Source organism: Achromobacter sp. CSND-B12, from assembly GCF_052906545.1.
The window spans coordinates 4,590,600-4,605,023 of record NZ_JBREGJ010000001.1; the positions used below are offsets into that span (position 1 = coordinate 4,590,600).

Annotated in this window: 13 protein-coding genes; 8 read left to right on the forward strand and 5 right to left on the reverse strand. The window is 63.8% G+C overall.

Annotated elements, in window-relative coordinates; translation table 11 throughout:
- Positions 1 to 8: 8 nt before the first annotated feature.
- The gene (locus tag ACUTAG_RS21775) at positions 9 to 461 is read left to right on the forward strand and encodes a hypothetical protein (RefSeq protein WP_446650342.1); all 453 of its coding nucleotides are present in this window, start codon (positions 9 to 11) and stop codon (positions 459 to 461) included.
- Here the strand turns inward: ACUTAG_RS21775 and ACUTAG_RS21780 are convergent, their stop codons facing one another.
- A complete protein-coding gene (locus ACUTAG_RS21780; RefSeq protein ID WP_446650343.1) occupies positions 462 to 1,133 on the reverse strand; it encodes a class I SAM-dependent methyltransferase in 672 nt (223 codons plus the stop codon).
- A 113-nt stretch (positions 1,134 to 1,246) separates the two neighbouring features.
- A complete protein-coding gene (locus tag ACUTAG_RS21785; protein ID WP_446650344.1) occupies positions 1,247 to 1,540 on the reverse strand; it encodes a hypothetical protein in 294 nt (97 codons plus the stop codon).
- Between the two features lie 632 nt (positions 1,541 to 2,172).
- Between ACUTAG_RS21785 and ACUTAG_RS21790 the strand changes: the two genes are divergently transcribed.
- The 4 genes from ACUTAG_RS21790 (at position 2,173) to ACUTAG_RS21805 (ending at position 8,473) form a co-directional block, all read left to right on the forward strand.
- Positions 2,173 to 3,867, forward strand: a complete 1,695-nt coding sequence (locus ACUTAG_RS21790) for an OmpA family protein (protein ID WP_148316356.1) — start codon at positions 2,173 to 2,175, stop codon at positions 3,865 to 3,867.
- Positions 3,868 to 3,912: 45 nt separating this feature from the next.
- Positions 3,913 to 5,376: a hypothetical protein gene (locus ACUTAG_RS21795; protein ID WP_148316358.1), complete on the forward strand. Its 1,464-nt coding sequence runs from the start codon at positions 3,913 to 3,915 to the stop codon at positions 5,374 to 5,376.
- A gap of 18 nt (positions 5,377 to 5,394) precedes the next feature.
- Complete coding sequence (locus tag ACUTAG_RS21800; RefSeq protein ID WP_070541363.1) at positions 5,395 to 6,246, forward strand: hypothetical protein; 852 nt, start codon at positions 5,395 to 5,397, stop codon at positions 6,244 to 6,246.
- Between the two features lie 124 nt (positions 6,247 to 6,370).
- A complete protein-coding gene (locus ACUTAG_RS21805; RefSeq protein WP_148316360.1) occupies positions 6,371 to 8,473 on the forward strand; it encodes a PhoX family protein in 2,103 nt (700 codons plus the stop codon).
- A gap of 134 nt (positions 8,474 to 8,607) precedes the next feature.
- Here the strand turns inward: ACUTAG_RS21805 and ACUTAG_RS21810 are convergent, their stop codons facing one another.
- Positions 8,608 to 8,913, reverse strand: a complete 306-nt coding sequence (locus tag ACUTAG_RS21810; protein ID WP_053074801.1) for a hypothetical protein — start codon at positions 8,911 to 8,913, stop codon at positions 8,608 to 8,610.
- Positions 8,914 to 9,232: 319 nt separating this feature from the next.
- On the opposite strand from ACUTAG_RS21810, the gene ACUTAG_RS21815 reads away from it, so the two are divergent.
- The 3 genes from ACUTAG_RS21815 (at position 9,233) to ACUTAG_RS21825 (ending at position 12,449) form a co-directional block, all read left to right on the forward strand.
- Positions 9,233 to 10,873, forward strand: a complete 1,641-nt coding sequence (locus ACUTAG_RS21815; protein ID WP_060721145.1) for a methyl-accepting chemotaxis protein — start codon at positions 9,233 to 9,235, stop codon at positions 10,871 to 10,873.
- Positions 10,874 to 11,013: 140 nt separating this feature from the next.
- The gene (locus ACUTAG_RS21820) at positions 11,014 to 11,613 is read left to right on the forward strand and encodes a nitroreductase family protein (RefSeq protein WP_006389142.1); all 600 of its coding nucleotides are present in this window, start codon (positions 11,014 to 11,016) and stop codon (positions 11,611 to 11,613) included.
- Between the two features lie 221 nt (positions 11,614 to 11,834).
- Positions 11,835 to 12,449 (forward strand): hypothetical protein, encoded by a 615-nt coding sequence (locus ACUTAG_RS21825; protein ID WP_006389143.1) that lies wholly within the window; start codon positions 11,835 to 11,837, stop codon positions 12,447 to 12,449.
- A 15-nt stretch (positions 12,450 to 12,464) separates the two neighbouring features.
- On the opposite strand, the gene ACUTAG_RS21830 is transcribed toward ACUTAG_RS21825, so the two are convergent.
- Positions 12,465 to 13,397 (reverse strand): hypothetical protein, encoded by a 933-nt coding sequence (locus tag ACUTAG_RS21830; RefSeq protein WP_006389144.1) that lies wholly within the window; start codon positions 13,395 to 13,397, stop codon positions 12,465 to 12,467.
- Between the two features lie 79 nt (positions 13,398 to 13,476).
- Positions 13,477 to 14,262, reverse strand: coding sequence for a substrate-binding domain-containing protein (locus ACUTAG_RS21835; protein ID WP_148316362.1), 786 nt, complete (start codon positions 14,260 to 14,262; stop codon positions 13,477 to 13,479).
- Between the last annotated feature and the right edge of the window lie 162 nt (positions 14,263 to 14,424).

Consider the following 14,424-nt stretch of genomic DNA (forward strand, 5'->3'; position numbering starts at 1 on the left):
GCTTCACGATGGAACGAGATTGGCTGGCCAAGGGCAAAGATATTGCCCAGATTCTCTCGATGATTGCTATCCCTGTCCTCGTCGCCTTCTTCGGGTGGCAGTTTCAGGCGGCGGAGAAGGACAAGGAGGTCCGGCGGGATTATGTGCAGCTCGCAATATCCGCGCTCACGTCGGATCGCTCCAGTGGCGAAACGCGAGAATGGGCTGCTGCGGTCTTAGCCCAATACTCGCCGGTGCCGATTGGGCCCTCGCAGGCTTCAGCGTTGAAGAAGGGCGAGGCGGCGGGGTGGGGCGCAGGCCGGCCCCAACTGCCGGCCAACCTGGCCCAGCCGTGCCCGCCGGTGCCGGAAGTGACCAGCGATAGTTGGGACGACTTCGCGCGCAGCTATATGGCTCTGGCGGTGCAATATGGTCAGTGTGCCGCACGCCACCATTCAATCACTGAGGCATGGCCGAGATGACTATGCGAGCAGTTGATAGCCGCCCGCTAGGTTCTTGTGGATCACGGTCGCAATGAGGCGCTCTTGCGGATCTGGGTGAAAGCCTGGCCCAGAATGGCTGAACGGCCTGTTCTCTACTATGGAAAAGTGAGGGAAAGCGGTGAACATCCGCTCGTACTGATACTTGTGCGTAAAGATTCCGCTACGGTGCGCATATGGCCGCTTGGTGGGAACGTCGGGCGCGAAGTCAGTAATGCCGACAAAGCCGCCATCTTTCAGGCATCTATCCGCTTCAGCTACAACTCGGCTGAGCAGGTCTCGATCGATGAGATATAGACAGAAACCGAAAAGAATGAAATCGAAAGATTGATCTGGGAATTCCAGTTTGTCGGCAGTCCCCACGCTCAGATTCAAACCGGGGTATAGAGCAGATCCGCTGGAAATGGCCTTCGCTGAAGGGTCAATGCCATACCCAGCACAATCGGTGGCGCGCCGTAGGGCGTCTAGGTTCGTCCCGCTTGAACTACCTATCTCCAAGACAGCATCGCCCGCCCTGATGTAGCTCGCATAAACCGAATTGGGAATGCTCAGCTCATCCGCGTCTACCATCGCGGCATAGACGCCCTCGTTACGGGAAAAATAGCGGTCTCCTTCCTGGCCGCTGGTGAATACCGATTTCTGCGTGGACTGCATTGCCGGGCGTCCCTATTTATTTGTTAAGGTATTCGTCAATTCTAACTGTGTCAGTAGTTTCCGGATATGTCTCCAGGATGAGCCGCCGCGCCCGCTCCGTTGTGAGACGTTCATTACCGCGGTGCCATCCCCTTACGGAGTTTGCGCGGCTCCTCGAGCAGCTCGGCCGTGGTCTGTTTGAACTCGACCACACAGGGCTCGACGGCCAGCGCCGCCATCAGGTCGTCGTAGATCTCGCCCACTATGCTGGCGGGCCGCTTCAGGTCGCCGGACAGCTGGTTGAGGCGCAGCAGCATCGACCGCATGCGCTTGATCTCCCAGAGGAGGTCGATCACATCGGGGTTCCAGGGCTGGCGCTCGCGGATGGCGCGCAGCTGCTCGGTGGTGAGTGGGTCTTTGAACGGCATGGCAGAAAACACCTGTATGGACATACAGTGTAATCAAGCCTAGAATTCGCGCAAAGCAGCAGCTCGGCATCCTTTAAGGTCTGGTAGTGGCTACACATGAGACGCTCCCATCGAGTTCCTCAGTATAGGATCCGTACGCCTACCCCAATCTCTCAATCAGTGCAGCCGTCTGCATTTCCTGTTCGGGTCTTGCATGAGGCCCCGTCAAAGCGCCACGCGCAGGCCCCAAAATGGCCCCATATTTAGCCGAAAGCCGCATAAACGTTAATGGTACGTTTCCCGCCGTCGGCACCAAGAATTTGTCCGGACATCCGGACAGCAAAGGCCTGTAAGAACTGGATTCTTACAGGCCTTTTGTCTTTGCGTTCGTCTCTTTGCGCCTGCCCTGTCCGGGGGCCGCTCTGCAATTCCCCTTCGATTCGCCATTTGAGCCCCATGCCAATGCACGGGAGGGGCGCCATGGGTCGTCATCTTCTGTCGATCTGAAATAATTTGTATTGCATTTGGCGCATCACAATGCATCTATTACAATGCAAATCCTTCAAAATGTAATTTATCTAAATCAATATCGGGCTACGGCGCAGATAAATACACATTTATAAATTTATATTTGTAATTGTAGTGAGGGGTTGATGGCTTTTGGTTTCGATGTGGGCACGACAATCACGTCCGTTCTGCGAGTCACGACGCTTCGCATTCTTCCCACCGTGCTTTGTGCCAGTCTTGCCTCCCTCGGCTTGGCGGGGTGCCAGACCTTACCCGGCGACAGCAACGCGCTGCAAAGTACGTTCGCGAGTAATGATCCTTGCTCCGATAGTTCGCGCAATACAGGGATTGCCGTGGGCGGCGCCCTTGGCGCGGTCGCCGGGGCTTTGCTGGGCGGGAAGAACGCCAGGGACAAGGTGATTGTCGGGGCCATCGGCGCGGCGGCAGGCGCCTTGGTCGGCGGTGTGATCGGTCACAACATTGACGAGCGCAGATGCGCGCTCTTCAAGGTGGCGCAGGCCAATAACCTCGACCTGGTTGTTTCCGACATCAAGGTGGCCGATACCCAAGTGGATCCGCTGGCCATGCCCAAGCCGCAAGGCGGCGGATCCGCGGACGCTGCCAAGACGACCGCTGGCCTGAGCGTGTCCATCATCGACAAGGGCGAACAGTTCGCGCCGGGCTCGGCGATTTTGACGCCGCAGGCGGCGAAGGCCATGGCGGATCTGGCCGACACCTACCGCGATGTGGCGGCGGCCTCCGCCAGCGCCAAGGATCGAGACGCCGTCAATGCGCGGAACAATGCGATGCGCATTCTTTTGGTCGGACACACCGATGACACGGGTTCTTCCCAGCTCAACGCCGACCTCTCCGAAGCTCGCGCCCGCGCGGTGGCCAAGATCTTCGTGTCCCGCGGTTTCAGGGCAGATCAGATCTTCTATCAAGGCGCGGGCGAAACGCTGCCGATTGCGGACAACCACAGTGCAGCGGGACGCGCGCGTAACCGCAGGGTCGAGGTGGTCGATCTGGGCGAAGACGAGGCCATGGCGGGCTATCTGGCCAACCGCAAGCCCGTGCTGGCGTACTACCGGACGCCCGGGCCGGCAGCCTCGGGGCAGCGTAAGGAAACAGCAGGCGGGGCGCAGCCGACCTCTTCCCGCAAGGCGTCCGTCGGCCAAGCGAACCGGAACGACAGGCCGTCAGTTGCCAGCCCGGATCCGTCGGCGACGGATGCAACGCCTTCGGCGCATGTGAGCACTGCCGCCCAAGACATTGATTTCGGTGGCACGCCAGTGCACGGCGACTATGTACAGGTCAGCATCGGCAAGCTCTCGACGCAGAAATCGACTTTCAGCTTGCTGAGCACCGCGCACGCCGCCGAGCCTTCCATCGTGGGCAGTTGCGCGGATGATCGCCCCCGCATTTCGAAGGGCGTCAAGTCGCTCAAGAACGATCGGGAGGCCAAGTTCTCCACCAACGACTATCTGCCTGGCGTGTACGACTCGAGCTGGGCGGGCTTGGTAAATGGGCACTTGGTGGCACTGACGCATGTCGCCGTGTTGCGCGATGGCGGCTCGCCGGCGCGCCGTCCTGAACTGCTTGTCTACACCAATTATTCGGGCGATAAGAAGGCTGAACCGACCCTCCGCAGCAAGCCGGAAGTCAATGCCTATCAAGGCTCGGATGCTCTCCTGTACCGGGTGTTCGTAGGCGATTCCTTGCAGTGCATGGACATCGTCATTCCGAACAAGGATCCCCGCCACGCCCCTGATTCGAATCTGGTCTATACGTTGAACAAGCAGTCCTACCAGACCGCTTTCGCTCCCAGCTTGGCTAAGTGACGCGACACCAGCCTCGGATCGGTTGATACATACAAAGGACGCAGGATGCTTGAATCCCTGAATAATTTCTACGCGGCAAACACGGCATTTATCTACTTCGTCATTGCCATGATCCTATTGGCGATAACAGTGGCTTTGTTCCGGTTCAATCTGTGGTTCCGTGATCTGTGGGTATCTTTGCCCATCATCGGCAGCCTGGCTCGCCTCGCCAAGGATCGCACCAAGGGGAACGAGGGCTGGCTACGCGCGGAGGAAAGCCTGTGCGCTATCTACAAGCCGTTCTGCAACTTCATGTCGCAAGGCCAGTTCGCGCACTATAGCGACTATCTGCGCAAGGCGTCGGACAAAGGCCAAAAGCCGGCGCCTCTTTTCATCTGGGCGCTGCTGGTAGTGCTGGTGATCGCCGAAGGGATCGGGTTCTCGTACATGTTGTCGTCGTGGATGGCCAGCGAGGCGAGCAGCAATATGGTCGCCATCATTTCGGTCTGCGTGGTGTTCGTCATTTGCGTGATCATGGTGATGATCACGCACCAGGCCGGTCACCAATACCGTCGGACGAAACTGCTGCGCGCCTGCTTCGCTCAGTTCAAGGAGGGCGACAGTAGCGCGAACCTCGAAGTTGAGCAGGTCGGCCTGAACGACCACGGCCGCGACGATCGTGCGCCCTATTACAACCAGATCCTCAATCGAATCGCCAAGAATCCCTATGACCGCGGCAGCTACGGTTGGGTCTACTCCGCCATCATCCTGATCGTGGGCATCGCTGTGCTGTCCACTGGCCTGCGCTACACGCACATGCTCAATGAACAGACGCGGGAATCGGCGCAAATGAATGGCAGCGCGGCGTTCAATCCGTTCGCGAGCACCTTGCCCGATGCCGTAAGCGCCCCGCAGCGTGCTGCGGACGCCAAGGCAAAAAGCGACGCCGATAGCGGTACCTCCATCGAGGGCATGACGGCGTTTCTGATGCTGGGCCTTATCTATGTAGCGACACAGGCGATTGGTTTGCTCATTGGCTACAAATATGGGTTTGTGGGCAATGAGTCGAAGAACGCCTATGATTCCACCGGGGGGTTCAGCGACTACGGCGCCTACAAAAGTCACTATCAGCCGATCCGAGACCTGGTCAACGGCCGGCTCAAGGACCTGCAGCAGCGCCTGGAGGCCAACGCCAACAATCGCATGAAGTTGTCCAAGACCTTCGACGATTACCTGCGCGAAGCCAATCGGAATTCGGCGGCGCTCGATATCGTGGACCATCTGACGCCTCCCAAAATGCCCGCGGCCGTCCCCGGGCCGGAAATGCCGGCTCAGGTTGAGCCGGGCTACGATCTGCACCATATCAAGACCGAAATCGACTGTTTGAACGACCCGGAGCGGGAAAAGGCGTATTTCGTGGCCCTGCCCGCTGCGGTCCGCGGCGATGCGGATTTGCGTGCGTGGCTCAAGGAGCGAAAGGAGCGGCGTGAACGGGAAGCACAGGACGCACTGGCCGATGATTTGTTTTGACGCCAAGGGAAAAGTGCCATGAAGCGATTTACGATCGGAGCGGCCGTCATGCTGGCGCTGGTGACGGGCACGACGGCATATGCTGGCGCGCAGAACGACGTACCCAGTTGCTATGAGGCGAGCAAAGTGGGCGTGCCGGCACCGGCGCCCCGTACCGAACTGTTCATCCTGGTCGATCAGACCACGCCTTTCGATGCGATGCTGCAAGGCTTGGCCAACGAGAATGCAGGACGGCTGATCCAGCCGGGTTCCGCCTACGTCGTCGCGACTTTTTCTTCGTTCGGGCAGGGGCGCTACATGCAGGTCCTGAGTGCCGGTACGCTGGAACAGCCGATCGACGAAAGCCTCCGAAACAGCATCGGCATGAAGGTCCTGCGGACGTTCGATGCGTGCATGCGCGACCAGCTCGACTACGGGCGGCTGAAGGCGGCCACCGCGCTCAAGACGGCGTTCGCCGGCGTCAGCGCCGAACTGGCCAAGTCCGACATCTTGTCCGCGCTCAAGGAGTTGTCCAGCCGGGTCAGGCAGTCCGGCGCGCGGGACATGATTGTGTTCGTGTTATCGGACATGCTGGAAAATTCCAGCATCTCCAGCTTCTATGCCAACCATAACGTTCGCGCGATAGATCCTTCCGTCGAGATAAAGAAGGTGGAGGCCGCGCAGCAATTCGGCGACTTTGGCGGGGCGCGGGTCTTTGTACTGGGTGCGGGCCTGGTTCAAGGGGACGGATCCGCGCGCAGAGACCGGGGGGTATATCGAGACCCCAAGACCATGGCCAAGCTGCGGACGTTCTGGGAGCAGTACTTTGCCCGCAGCAATGCTCAGTTGGTGGAGTTTGGCGCGCCAGCGCTGTTGTCTCCTGTCCGCTGAAACCACATACAGACGCAAACCTTTCATTCATCTGTTATTCCACCGTCATTTTTGACAGTCATCATGCCGTGAGGCTGGCCCGCGGGTGCGCCAGCCAAGAACACCGACAATGACAGGAAAACTGATGAGTTCTTCGGACCAGGACGACATCCCGTCCAACCCCTCCCAGGCAGTGCATTTCAACGAAGTGGTGCGCCGCGCGGTGTCGCGTCGCGGCTTTCTCAAGGCCGGCCTGGGCGCCGGCGCGGTCGGCTTCATGGGCGCGGGCCTGACGGCCTGTGGCGGCGATGACGACGATGACGATTCGTCGGGCACCAATCCGGGCACGAACCCGGGCGGCGAGACGCCGGCCAAGCCCGTGGAACTCAATTTCAAGGCCGTGCCGATCAGCACCGCCGATACCGTGGTGGTCCCCGAGGGCTACCAGTTCGCCGTGATCAACCGTTGGGGCGATCCGCTCTTTGCCGGCGCGCCGGCCTTCAAGGCCGACGCCAGCAACGGCGGCGACGACCAGGCCCGCCAGCTCGGGTACAACCACGACGGCATGCATTTCTTCCCGATCGATGGCACCGACAGCGTCAACGGCAGCAGCGTGGAAGGCCTGATGGTCACCAACCACGAATACACCACGCCGGACTACTTCTATCCGGTGGGTGTGCAGCCGGGCAACGCGCAATGGAACCTGGACTGGGTGCGCAAGTCGCAGCACGCCCATGGCGTTTCGGTGCGTCATATGCGCCTGGCCAACGGCAAGTGGGAACCGGTGCTGGATTCGCCCTTCAACCGCAGCGTCAACGCCAACGTCGCGATGCAACTGGTGGGGCCGGCGGCGGGCAACCGCCTGGTGCGCACCAACGCCGATCCGACGGGCACGCGCTGCTTCGGCACCTTCGGCAACTGTGGCAACGGCTACACGTTGTGGAACACCTACCTGACGTGCGAAGAGAATTTCACCGACTACTTCGGCGTCGGCACGGCCGACCCGACTACGGTGAACTATCCCGATGCCGAGTACCAGGCCCACATGGAACGCTACAAGGGTTCGGGCAAGACCTCCAGCAGCTCGTACCGCTGGGACCACTACGACAACCGCTTCAACTGGGCGCAGGAGCCCAATGAGTACAACCGCTGCGGCTGGGTGGTCGAGATCGACCCGTTCGACCCGAACTCCACGCCCAAGAAGCTGACCGCGCTGGGCCGCTTCAAGCACGAGAACGCCGCGATGACGCTGGCCGACGACAAGCGCGTGGTGGTCTACATGGGCGACGACCAGGTCAGCGAGTACATCTACAAGTTCGTATCCGACGGCAAGTACGACCCGGCGCGCCCGGCGCTGAACCGCCTGCTGCTGGACAAGGGCACGCTGTACGTCGCGCGCTTCCTGGACGGTGCCGCGCAGGGCGACGCGATGGGCGTGGGCGAGTGGATTGCGCTCAAGCTCGATACCCCGGCGCTGGCCGGCGGCACGCTCGGCGCGATGTTCAACCAGGACATGGGTGAACTGCTGGTCAAGACGCGCCAGGCCGCCGACGCGGTGGGCGCCACGCCGATGGACCGGCCCGAGTGGATCACCACCCATCCGACCACCCGCGAAGCCTACGTCACGCTGACCAACAACAGCTCGCGCGGCACCGGCGGCACCCGCTATCCGAACGGCCCGCAGCATCCGGGCGCCGACGACGCCAACCCCCGTACCGCCAACCAGTATGGCCAGATCGTGCGTTGGCGCGAAAAGAACGGCGATCCGGCGTCGCTGACTTTCGAATGGGACATCTTCGTGCTGGCGGGCAACCCGACGCTGTACCCGCGCACCGACCTGCGCAGTGGCTCGGCCAACGTCACCACGGACAACACTTTCAACAGCCCCGACGGCCTGGCCTTCGACAAGCGCGGCCTGCTGTGGATCGAGACTGACGGCAACTACTCCAACACCGGCCCCTACGCCGGGCAGGGCAACAACCAGATGCTGGTCGCCAATCCGGCCACCAAGGAAATCCGCCGCTTCATGACCGGCCCGATCGGTTGCGAAGTGACCGGGCTGACCTGGACGCCCGACCAGAAGTACCTGTTCATCAACATCCAGCACCCGGGCGAAGGCCCGAGCGTGACGGATGCGCAGAACAATCCCCTGATGGCCTCCAAGTGGCCCGACGACGCCACTGCCAGCCGGCCGCGCCCGGCCACGGTGGTGATCTGGAAGCAGGACGGTACCGCCGTCGGCACCTGACGACGATGCTGCCGATGGTCGCGGACCTGGCGTCCGCCGCCGCCATGGCAAAGCGATCGTGACTGGCCGGCACCTCGCGTGCCGGCCTTTTTTTGCGGCTCGGATCCGCGCCCGAGCCTGAAGTAATGCGTTCCTTAGTGCAGGTGGTGGCCGAAGGCGATGGCCGCCGTCACGAATGTCGCGGCGCCGATGCCGGCCAGTGCGTAGGCCCGCCTGGCCGCCGTGGCCTCGTTACGGCCGAAAGCCACCAGTAGTGCGACCAAGGACCACACGCCGCTGAAGCCGAGCAGGGCGAGCGTGTAGACGAACCCGGACAGGTCGTAGCCGCCGCCGCCGATGGACGGGTATTGCGGGCTGCGCGGCCACAGCAGGGCCACGAGCGGCATGGCGACCAGCGCGAACACGGCCAGCCAGATCTGGAATCGGCGGTCTTTCAGCATGGGCGGGGCTCCAGCGTTGGCGACCAGGCTCGGCGCTCTGGCCATCGTCATGTGGCGATCAGGGGAACGACGTAAGCGGATGAGGAAGATGCCGCCTAGTTTACCGATCGCGCATCGCGGCCGGGACCGCGACCGGATCCGGGCTCTCGGTATGTCCTGGGCACGTCGATGCAGCGCGAAACCCCCGCGCGGAACGGGGCGAAAAGGCTGTATTCGTCACGATAGTTATATATAATTAAAAAACTATATTTGATAGCTTTATTAAATTAAATCGATAGGCACCGCCCGGCTCATCCGGCGGGCTGCCGCAGGAGGTTTCATGCAGGATTCCCATTCCCCTTCGCGCGGGGTGCGCAGCACGGGCGGTTCCATCATGCTCGGCTTCACCGTCGTTCTCTGCCTGATGGTGCTGTTGACGGTGGTCGGCATCACCCAGGTCAACCGGATGAATGGCGCGCTCGCCGCCATCAACGATGTTCACGGCGTCAAGCAGCGTTATGCCATCACCTTCCGGGGCAGCGTGCATGACCGCTCCATCGCCTTGCGGGACGCCGTGCTGGCCGCTCCCGCCGAACTGCGGACGCTGGTGGCCGAGATCGACCGCCTCAAGCGCCAATACGACGAGGCCGCGGCGCCCATGGACGCGCTGTTCGTCCAGGGCGCCGACGTGTCGGCCCAGGAACGCGAGACGCTGGCGGGCATCAAGGCGATCGAGACGCGCACGCTGCCCGTGGTGCAGCGCCTGTTGACGGCGCTGGAGCGGGGCGACGCCGCGCAGGCGCGGCCGCTGCTGGATCAGGCGCGGCCCCTGTTCGTGCAGTGGCTGGCGGCGATCAACCGCATGATCGACCTGGAGGAACGCCTGATGAAGGACCAGAGCGATATGGCGCGGCGCGTGGGCGTCGATTTCCAGCAATTGATGCTGGCGCTGACCGGCGCCGCAATCCTGCTGGGCGCCGGCCTGGCCTGGTTGATCGCGCGCCGCATCACGCGCGCCCTGGGGGCGGAACCGGCGACGCTCAAGCGTATCGCGCAAACCGTCAGCGCCGGTGACCTGGCCAGCCCGATCGCGGTCAGGCAGGGCGACGACAGCAGCATCCTTGCCACCCTGGCCGGCATGCAGCGCAACCTGGCTTCGGTGGTGGGCGGGGTGCGCCAGCACGCCGACGCCGTATCGGTGGTCAGCGTGCAGTTGGCGCAGGGCAATGCCGACCTGTCGGCGCGTACCAGCGACGAGGCGCGCGCGCTGCGCCAGACGGCCGAATCCATGGAGGAACTGACCGGCGCGGTCAAGCGCAATGCCCGTGATGCCCAGGAGGCGGGCGACATGGCAGGCCAGGCGATGGACGCGGCGCGGCAGGGCAGCCAGACCATGCACGCCGTGATCGACACGATGGAACACCTGTCCAGGGCGTCGGCGCAGATCTCCGACATCACCTCGGTGATCGAGGGCATCGCCTTCCAGACCAATATCCTGGCGTTGAACGCGGCGGTCGAGGCGGCGCGCGCGGGCGAGCAGGGCAAGGGCTTCGCGGTGGTGGCCAGCGAAGTGCGCTCGCTGGCGCAGCGGTCGGCCACGGCGGCCAAGGAAATCAATGCCTTGATCTCGCAGTCGGCCGACACGGTGCGCCAGGGCGTGGACCGCGTCGGCGCCGCCGGCCAGACCATGGACCTGATCCTGGAAGCGATCACCCAGACCACGGCCACCATGAATGGCATCGTGCAGGCGTCGGTGGCGCAGACCGGCCGCATCGAGCACGTCGCGCAGGTCATCGCGCAACTGGACGAGGATACCCAGAAGAACGCGCGCCGGGTCGAGGAGGCGTCGGCCGGCGCCGAGGCCTTGCGGGTGCAGGCGGCCGACTTGCGGCAGGCCGTCGCGGCGTTCCGGGTGAGGGCGGGCGGTGCCTTGCAGGCGCGCGCCACGCCCGTGGGCAATGCGCGATTGCTGCCGGCGTGAGACCGGGCGGCATTCGCTACAAAACTGGAACAGTTTGTTCCGGCAAAAACCGCGCTTGAACGGTGGTCGCCCGCGGCACCGGCCAGTAGAATTTGTTCACTCCCTACCCCTCTATCTACCAGTCGAAAGGCAATATCCTCATGAGCAACGCATACCTCGACGCACTGAAGAAGCGCCGCACGCAGTATTCGCTGGGCCGCAACCTGTCCGCCTCGAAAGAGGAACTGGCGACCCTGATCCAGGACGCGATCAAGCACAGCCCCTCGTCGTTCAACTCGCAAAGCTCGCGCGCCGTGATCCTGTTCGGCGCCGAAAGCGACAAGCTCTGGAACCTGGCCATCGAGGAAGTGCGCAAGGTCGCTCCGGCCGAAAGCTTCGCCCAGACCGAAGCCAAGCTCAAGAGCTTCGCCGCCGGCGTCGGCACCGTGCTGTTCTTCGAAGACCAGGACGTGGTGCGCAGCCTGCAGGAAAAATTCGCGCTGTACGCCGACAACTTCCCGGTGTGGTCGGAACAGGCGGGCGGCATGGCCCAGCTGTCGGTCTGGACCGCGCTGGCCAATGCCGGCGTGGGCGCCAGCCTGCAGCACTACAACCCGCTCATCGACGCCGGCGTGGCGCGTGAATGGAATGTGCCCGCCAGCTGGAAGCTGCGCGCGCAGATGCCGTTCGGCTCGAACGAAAACGGCTTTGGCGAAAAGGCCTTCATGGACGACGCCGAGCGCTTCCGCGTGGTCGGCTGAACCGGCGCGCGCCTGGCGCGCCGCGCCGGGCCGCCCCTCTCGAAACCCGCACGTCCCGATTCCGGGACCTGCGGGTTTTTCTTTGGCTGAACCCTGGCCGGCGACAGCGGGCGGCCAGACCCTGGGACGCCGCGTGTGCGGCCATCGGCAGCGGGACGCGCTGCGCGTGCAGGCATAATCCGGGGTTTTCCGCCCGCATATAGAAAGAGAAAGGCCCCGCCGTGACCGACGCCGTACCGATCAGCCAAGCCGACTACGACCTGCCCCTGGAAACGCTGGAGGCCCATCTGCTGGCGCAGCGCCAGCGCGCCGCCGACGTGGTCAACGCCGCCACGCGCACCTGGACCTGGATACGGCATGGTGCCTTCCTGGCTTCCATCGTCATCGTCGGCATCGAGAAGCTGACCACCGGCAAGGTGGGCGCGCACACGGCGGTCTTCGCCAGCGTGATGCTGCTGATGGCCTTGAGCTTCATCGCCGCCGCCAAGACGCGGCGCATCATCAAGGGCCTGGGCAACGGCCAGCCCACGCCCAAGTGGGTGCTCAGGCGCATGATCCGCAAGACCATCTTCAAGGGCGCCGCCAGCCTGAAGGGATCGGCGCGCTTCTACCCGGACCGCTTCGTGCTGGACCAGAACGGCAGCCATTTCGAATCCGGCTATGAAGACGACAAGATCTCGTTGATCGCGCTGACGCCGGATTATCTGCAGATCATTCCGGTGCAGCGTCCGGATGTGGCGGACGAGGTGTATTTCATTCCGCTGGCGCAGGTCAGCCAGCCCGAGGAACTGTTGAAATTCCTGGGCGGCAAACCGAATTACGTGGATGCGGCCTGAACGGCGGCGCGGCGCCTATTCGTACGCCTGCTTGCCCGCCGACCACTTGAACGTGCGCTTCCACTTGCCGCCCTGCTGGCGCAGCTGGATGTCGAAGTAGCCGCCGGTCTTGCCCGGCAGCACCAGCAGCGAATTGCTGGCGTCGGATTCGTCGTGTTCGCGCGTGCCATCGGGGTTCCAGTCGCCCGCGATGCTCTTGACGAACGACATGGGCCGGGCGAACACCACCTTCAGGGTCGCGCCGTCGATGCGGAACAGGTACAGGGCCTCGAAATCGGCGCCGCCGCCCGCATAACCCTCGCTCCAGCCCGCGCGCAGGCCGAAGGCGGTGGTGTCGGGGGCGATCCTGTAGGCGGCCAGATCGAAGCGCTTCCAGCTGTCGGGCGTGGACAGCATGGGCGCGCCGGCATCCTGCATGGCCAGGTCCATGGGCGGGTCGATGTCGGTGTCGCTCCAGTCGGTCGGTTCCGTCACCGGGGCCTCGGTGCGCGCCACCAGGCGCGGCGCGGCGCCTGGCGTCGATTCGAACACGCCGACCCATATCTCGTTCCTGTCCTGGTCGCGCGACAGGTTGGCGCAGTCGCCGCCGCCGAACTGCTTGAGGCGCTCGGCCCGTTCGGCGCTGGCCGCCAGGCACACCAGCGCCACGTAGGATCCGGGGCGCTGCGGCCAGGCCTTGGCGCCCGCCAGCAGCAGGCGCGCGGGATTCTGGCCGGGCGCCAGTTGCTGCAACAGGAAGGCATTGCTGAAGCCCGCCGGCAGTTGCACGCCCAGGCCGTCGGGTCGGGGCGCGCCGCTCATCTGGCTGTCGTACATCTTGCGGGCGTCCTGGGTCTTGATGGCGCCCGGCACCTGGTCCAGGGATTGCACCCGGGTGTCGGCGCGCGTCATCGGGGCGTGCAGGGCAAGGGCCAGCGGGCAGAGCAGCAGGGCGGCGCGGATACGCATCGGCGTGACCCGGCGGCGGCCGGGCGGTCATGGAGTTGCCCGATTATCGCCGAATGCCGCTGACGCGCAGCCGTCGGCGTCAGTCCGTTTTCCAGCCCCACTTCTTGAAGATCGCGCGGCCCTCGGCGGACGCGAGGAATTCGACGAAGGCCTGCGCTTGCGGATTGGCCTTGCCGCGGCGCGTCACCACCGCGCCGGCGTCGCGGTAGATGCGGTAGGGCTCTTCCACCGCCACCACGTCGGCCAGCGTCGGATTGGACACCTGCCAGATGTTCCAGATCAGCCACGCGTCGATGCTCTTGTCCTCGGTCCACTGGCTGCGCGCCTGGGCGCTGTTGCCGGCTTCGGGCAGCACCAGGTTGGCGCGGAAGGCGCGCACCGTCTCGATGTCGCCGAGGCGGCCGGCCACGTCTTCCCACAGTCCGGTCTGGCCCGCGCCGGAGACGGCCATGACCTTGATGCCCGGCTTGAGCAGGTCCTTGAAGCCCTGGATGCCCTTGGGGTTGCCCGGCCGCACCAGGATCGCGGATGGCCTCAGGTACAGCGTGCGCGCATCGCGCAGGTCGAACACGCCCGGCAGCGTGGCGGCGAAGCCGCTCATCATGTTCTCGGCGCCGCTGAACAGCACGTCGGCATTCTGCCGGGCCTGTTCGGCCCAGGCCGGCGTGGGGCCGGCGGTGACCTTGACCTCGATGCCGCGCTGCTTGCCGAACGCCTCGGCCGCTTCCTTCATGGCCGGGGCCGGGCCGCCCGGGCCATAGACGTTCAGGTCCTGCGCGGCCCAGGCGGCGGGGCCGGACACGGCGGCCAGCGCCAGCAGGGCGCCGGCCAGTGTCTGTTGCAATGTCGATCGATTCGATTTCATGTCGGGGATTCTCCGGCGGGCCGGCCAGCGCGCCGAGGCGCTTGGCCGGTGGGTTGGGATACGAGGCGCGGCGCCGTCGCGGCGTGGGTCCCTCCTGTTGTGGACGTTGGGGCGGACGCGAATATTCCATCGATTTCGGTCTATAGTCCCTGCCCAATGGGC

Coding starts and splice junctions, on each gene's coding strand:
- ACUTAG_RS21775 (WP_446650342.1), top strand. CDS start 9: ATGGAACGAGATTGGCTGGCCAAGGGCAAAGATATTGCCCAGATTCTC.
- ACUTAG_RS21780 (WP_446650343.1), bottom strand. CDS start 1,133: ATGCAGTCCACGCAGAAATCGGTATTCACCAGCGGCCAGGAAGGAGAC.
- ACUTAG_RS21785 (WP_446650344.1), bottom strand. CDS start 1,540: ATGCCGTTCAAAGACCCACTCACCACCGAGCAGCTGCGCGCCATCCGC.
- ACUTAG_RS21790 (WP_148316356.1), top strand. CDS start 2,173: ATGGCTTTTGGTTTCGATGTGGGCACGACAATCACGTCCGTTCTGCGA.
- ACUTAG_RS21795 (WP_148316358.1), top strand. CDS start 3,913: ATGCTTGAATCCCTGAATAATTTCTACGCGGCAAACACGGCATTTATC.
- ACUTAG_RS21800 (WP_070541363.1), top strand. CDS start 5,395: ATGAAGCGATTTACGATCGGAGCGGCCGTCATGCTGGCGCTGGTGACG.
- ACUTAG_RS21805 (WP_148316360.1), top strand. CDS start 6,371: ATGAGTTCTTCGGACCAGGACGACATCCCGTCCAACCCCTCCCAGGCA.
- ACUTAG_RS21810 (WP_053074801.1), bottom strand. CDS start 8,913: ATGCTGAAAGACCGCCGATTCCAGATCTGGCTGGCCGTGTTCGCGCTG.
- ACUTAG_RS21815 (WP_060721145.1), top strand. CDS start 9,233: ATGCAGGATTCCCATTCCCCTTCGCGCGGGGTGCGCAGCACGGGCGGT.
- ACUTAG_RS21820 (WP_006389142.1), top strand. CDS start 11,014: ATGAGCAACGCATACCTCGACGCACTGAAGAAGCGCCGCACGCAGTAT.
- ACUTAG_RS21830 (WP_006389144.1), bottom strand. CDS start 13,397: ATGCGTATCCGCGCCGCCCTGCTGCTCTGCCCGCTGGCCCTTGCCCTG.
- ACUTAG_RS21835 (WP_148316362.1), bottom strand. CDS start 14,262: ATGAAATCGAATCGATCGACATTGCAACAGACACTGGCCGGCGCCCTG.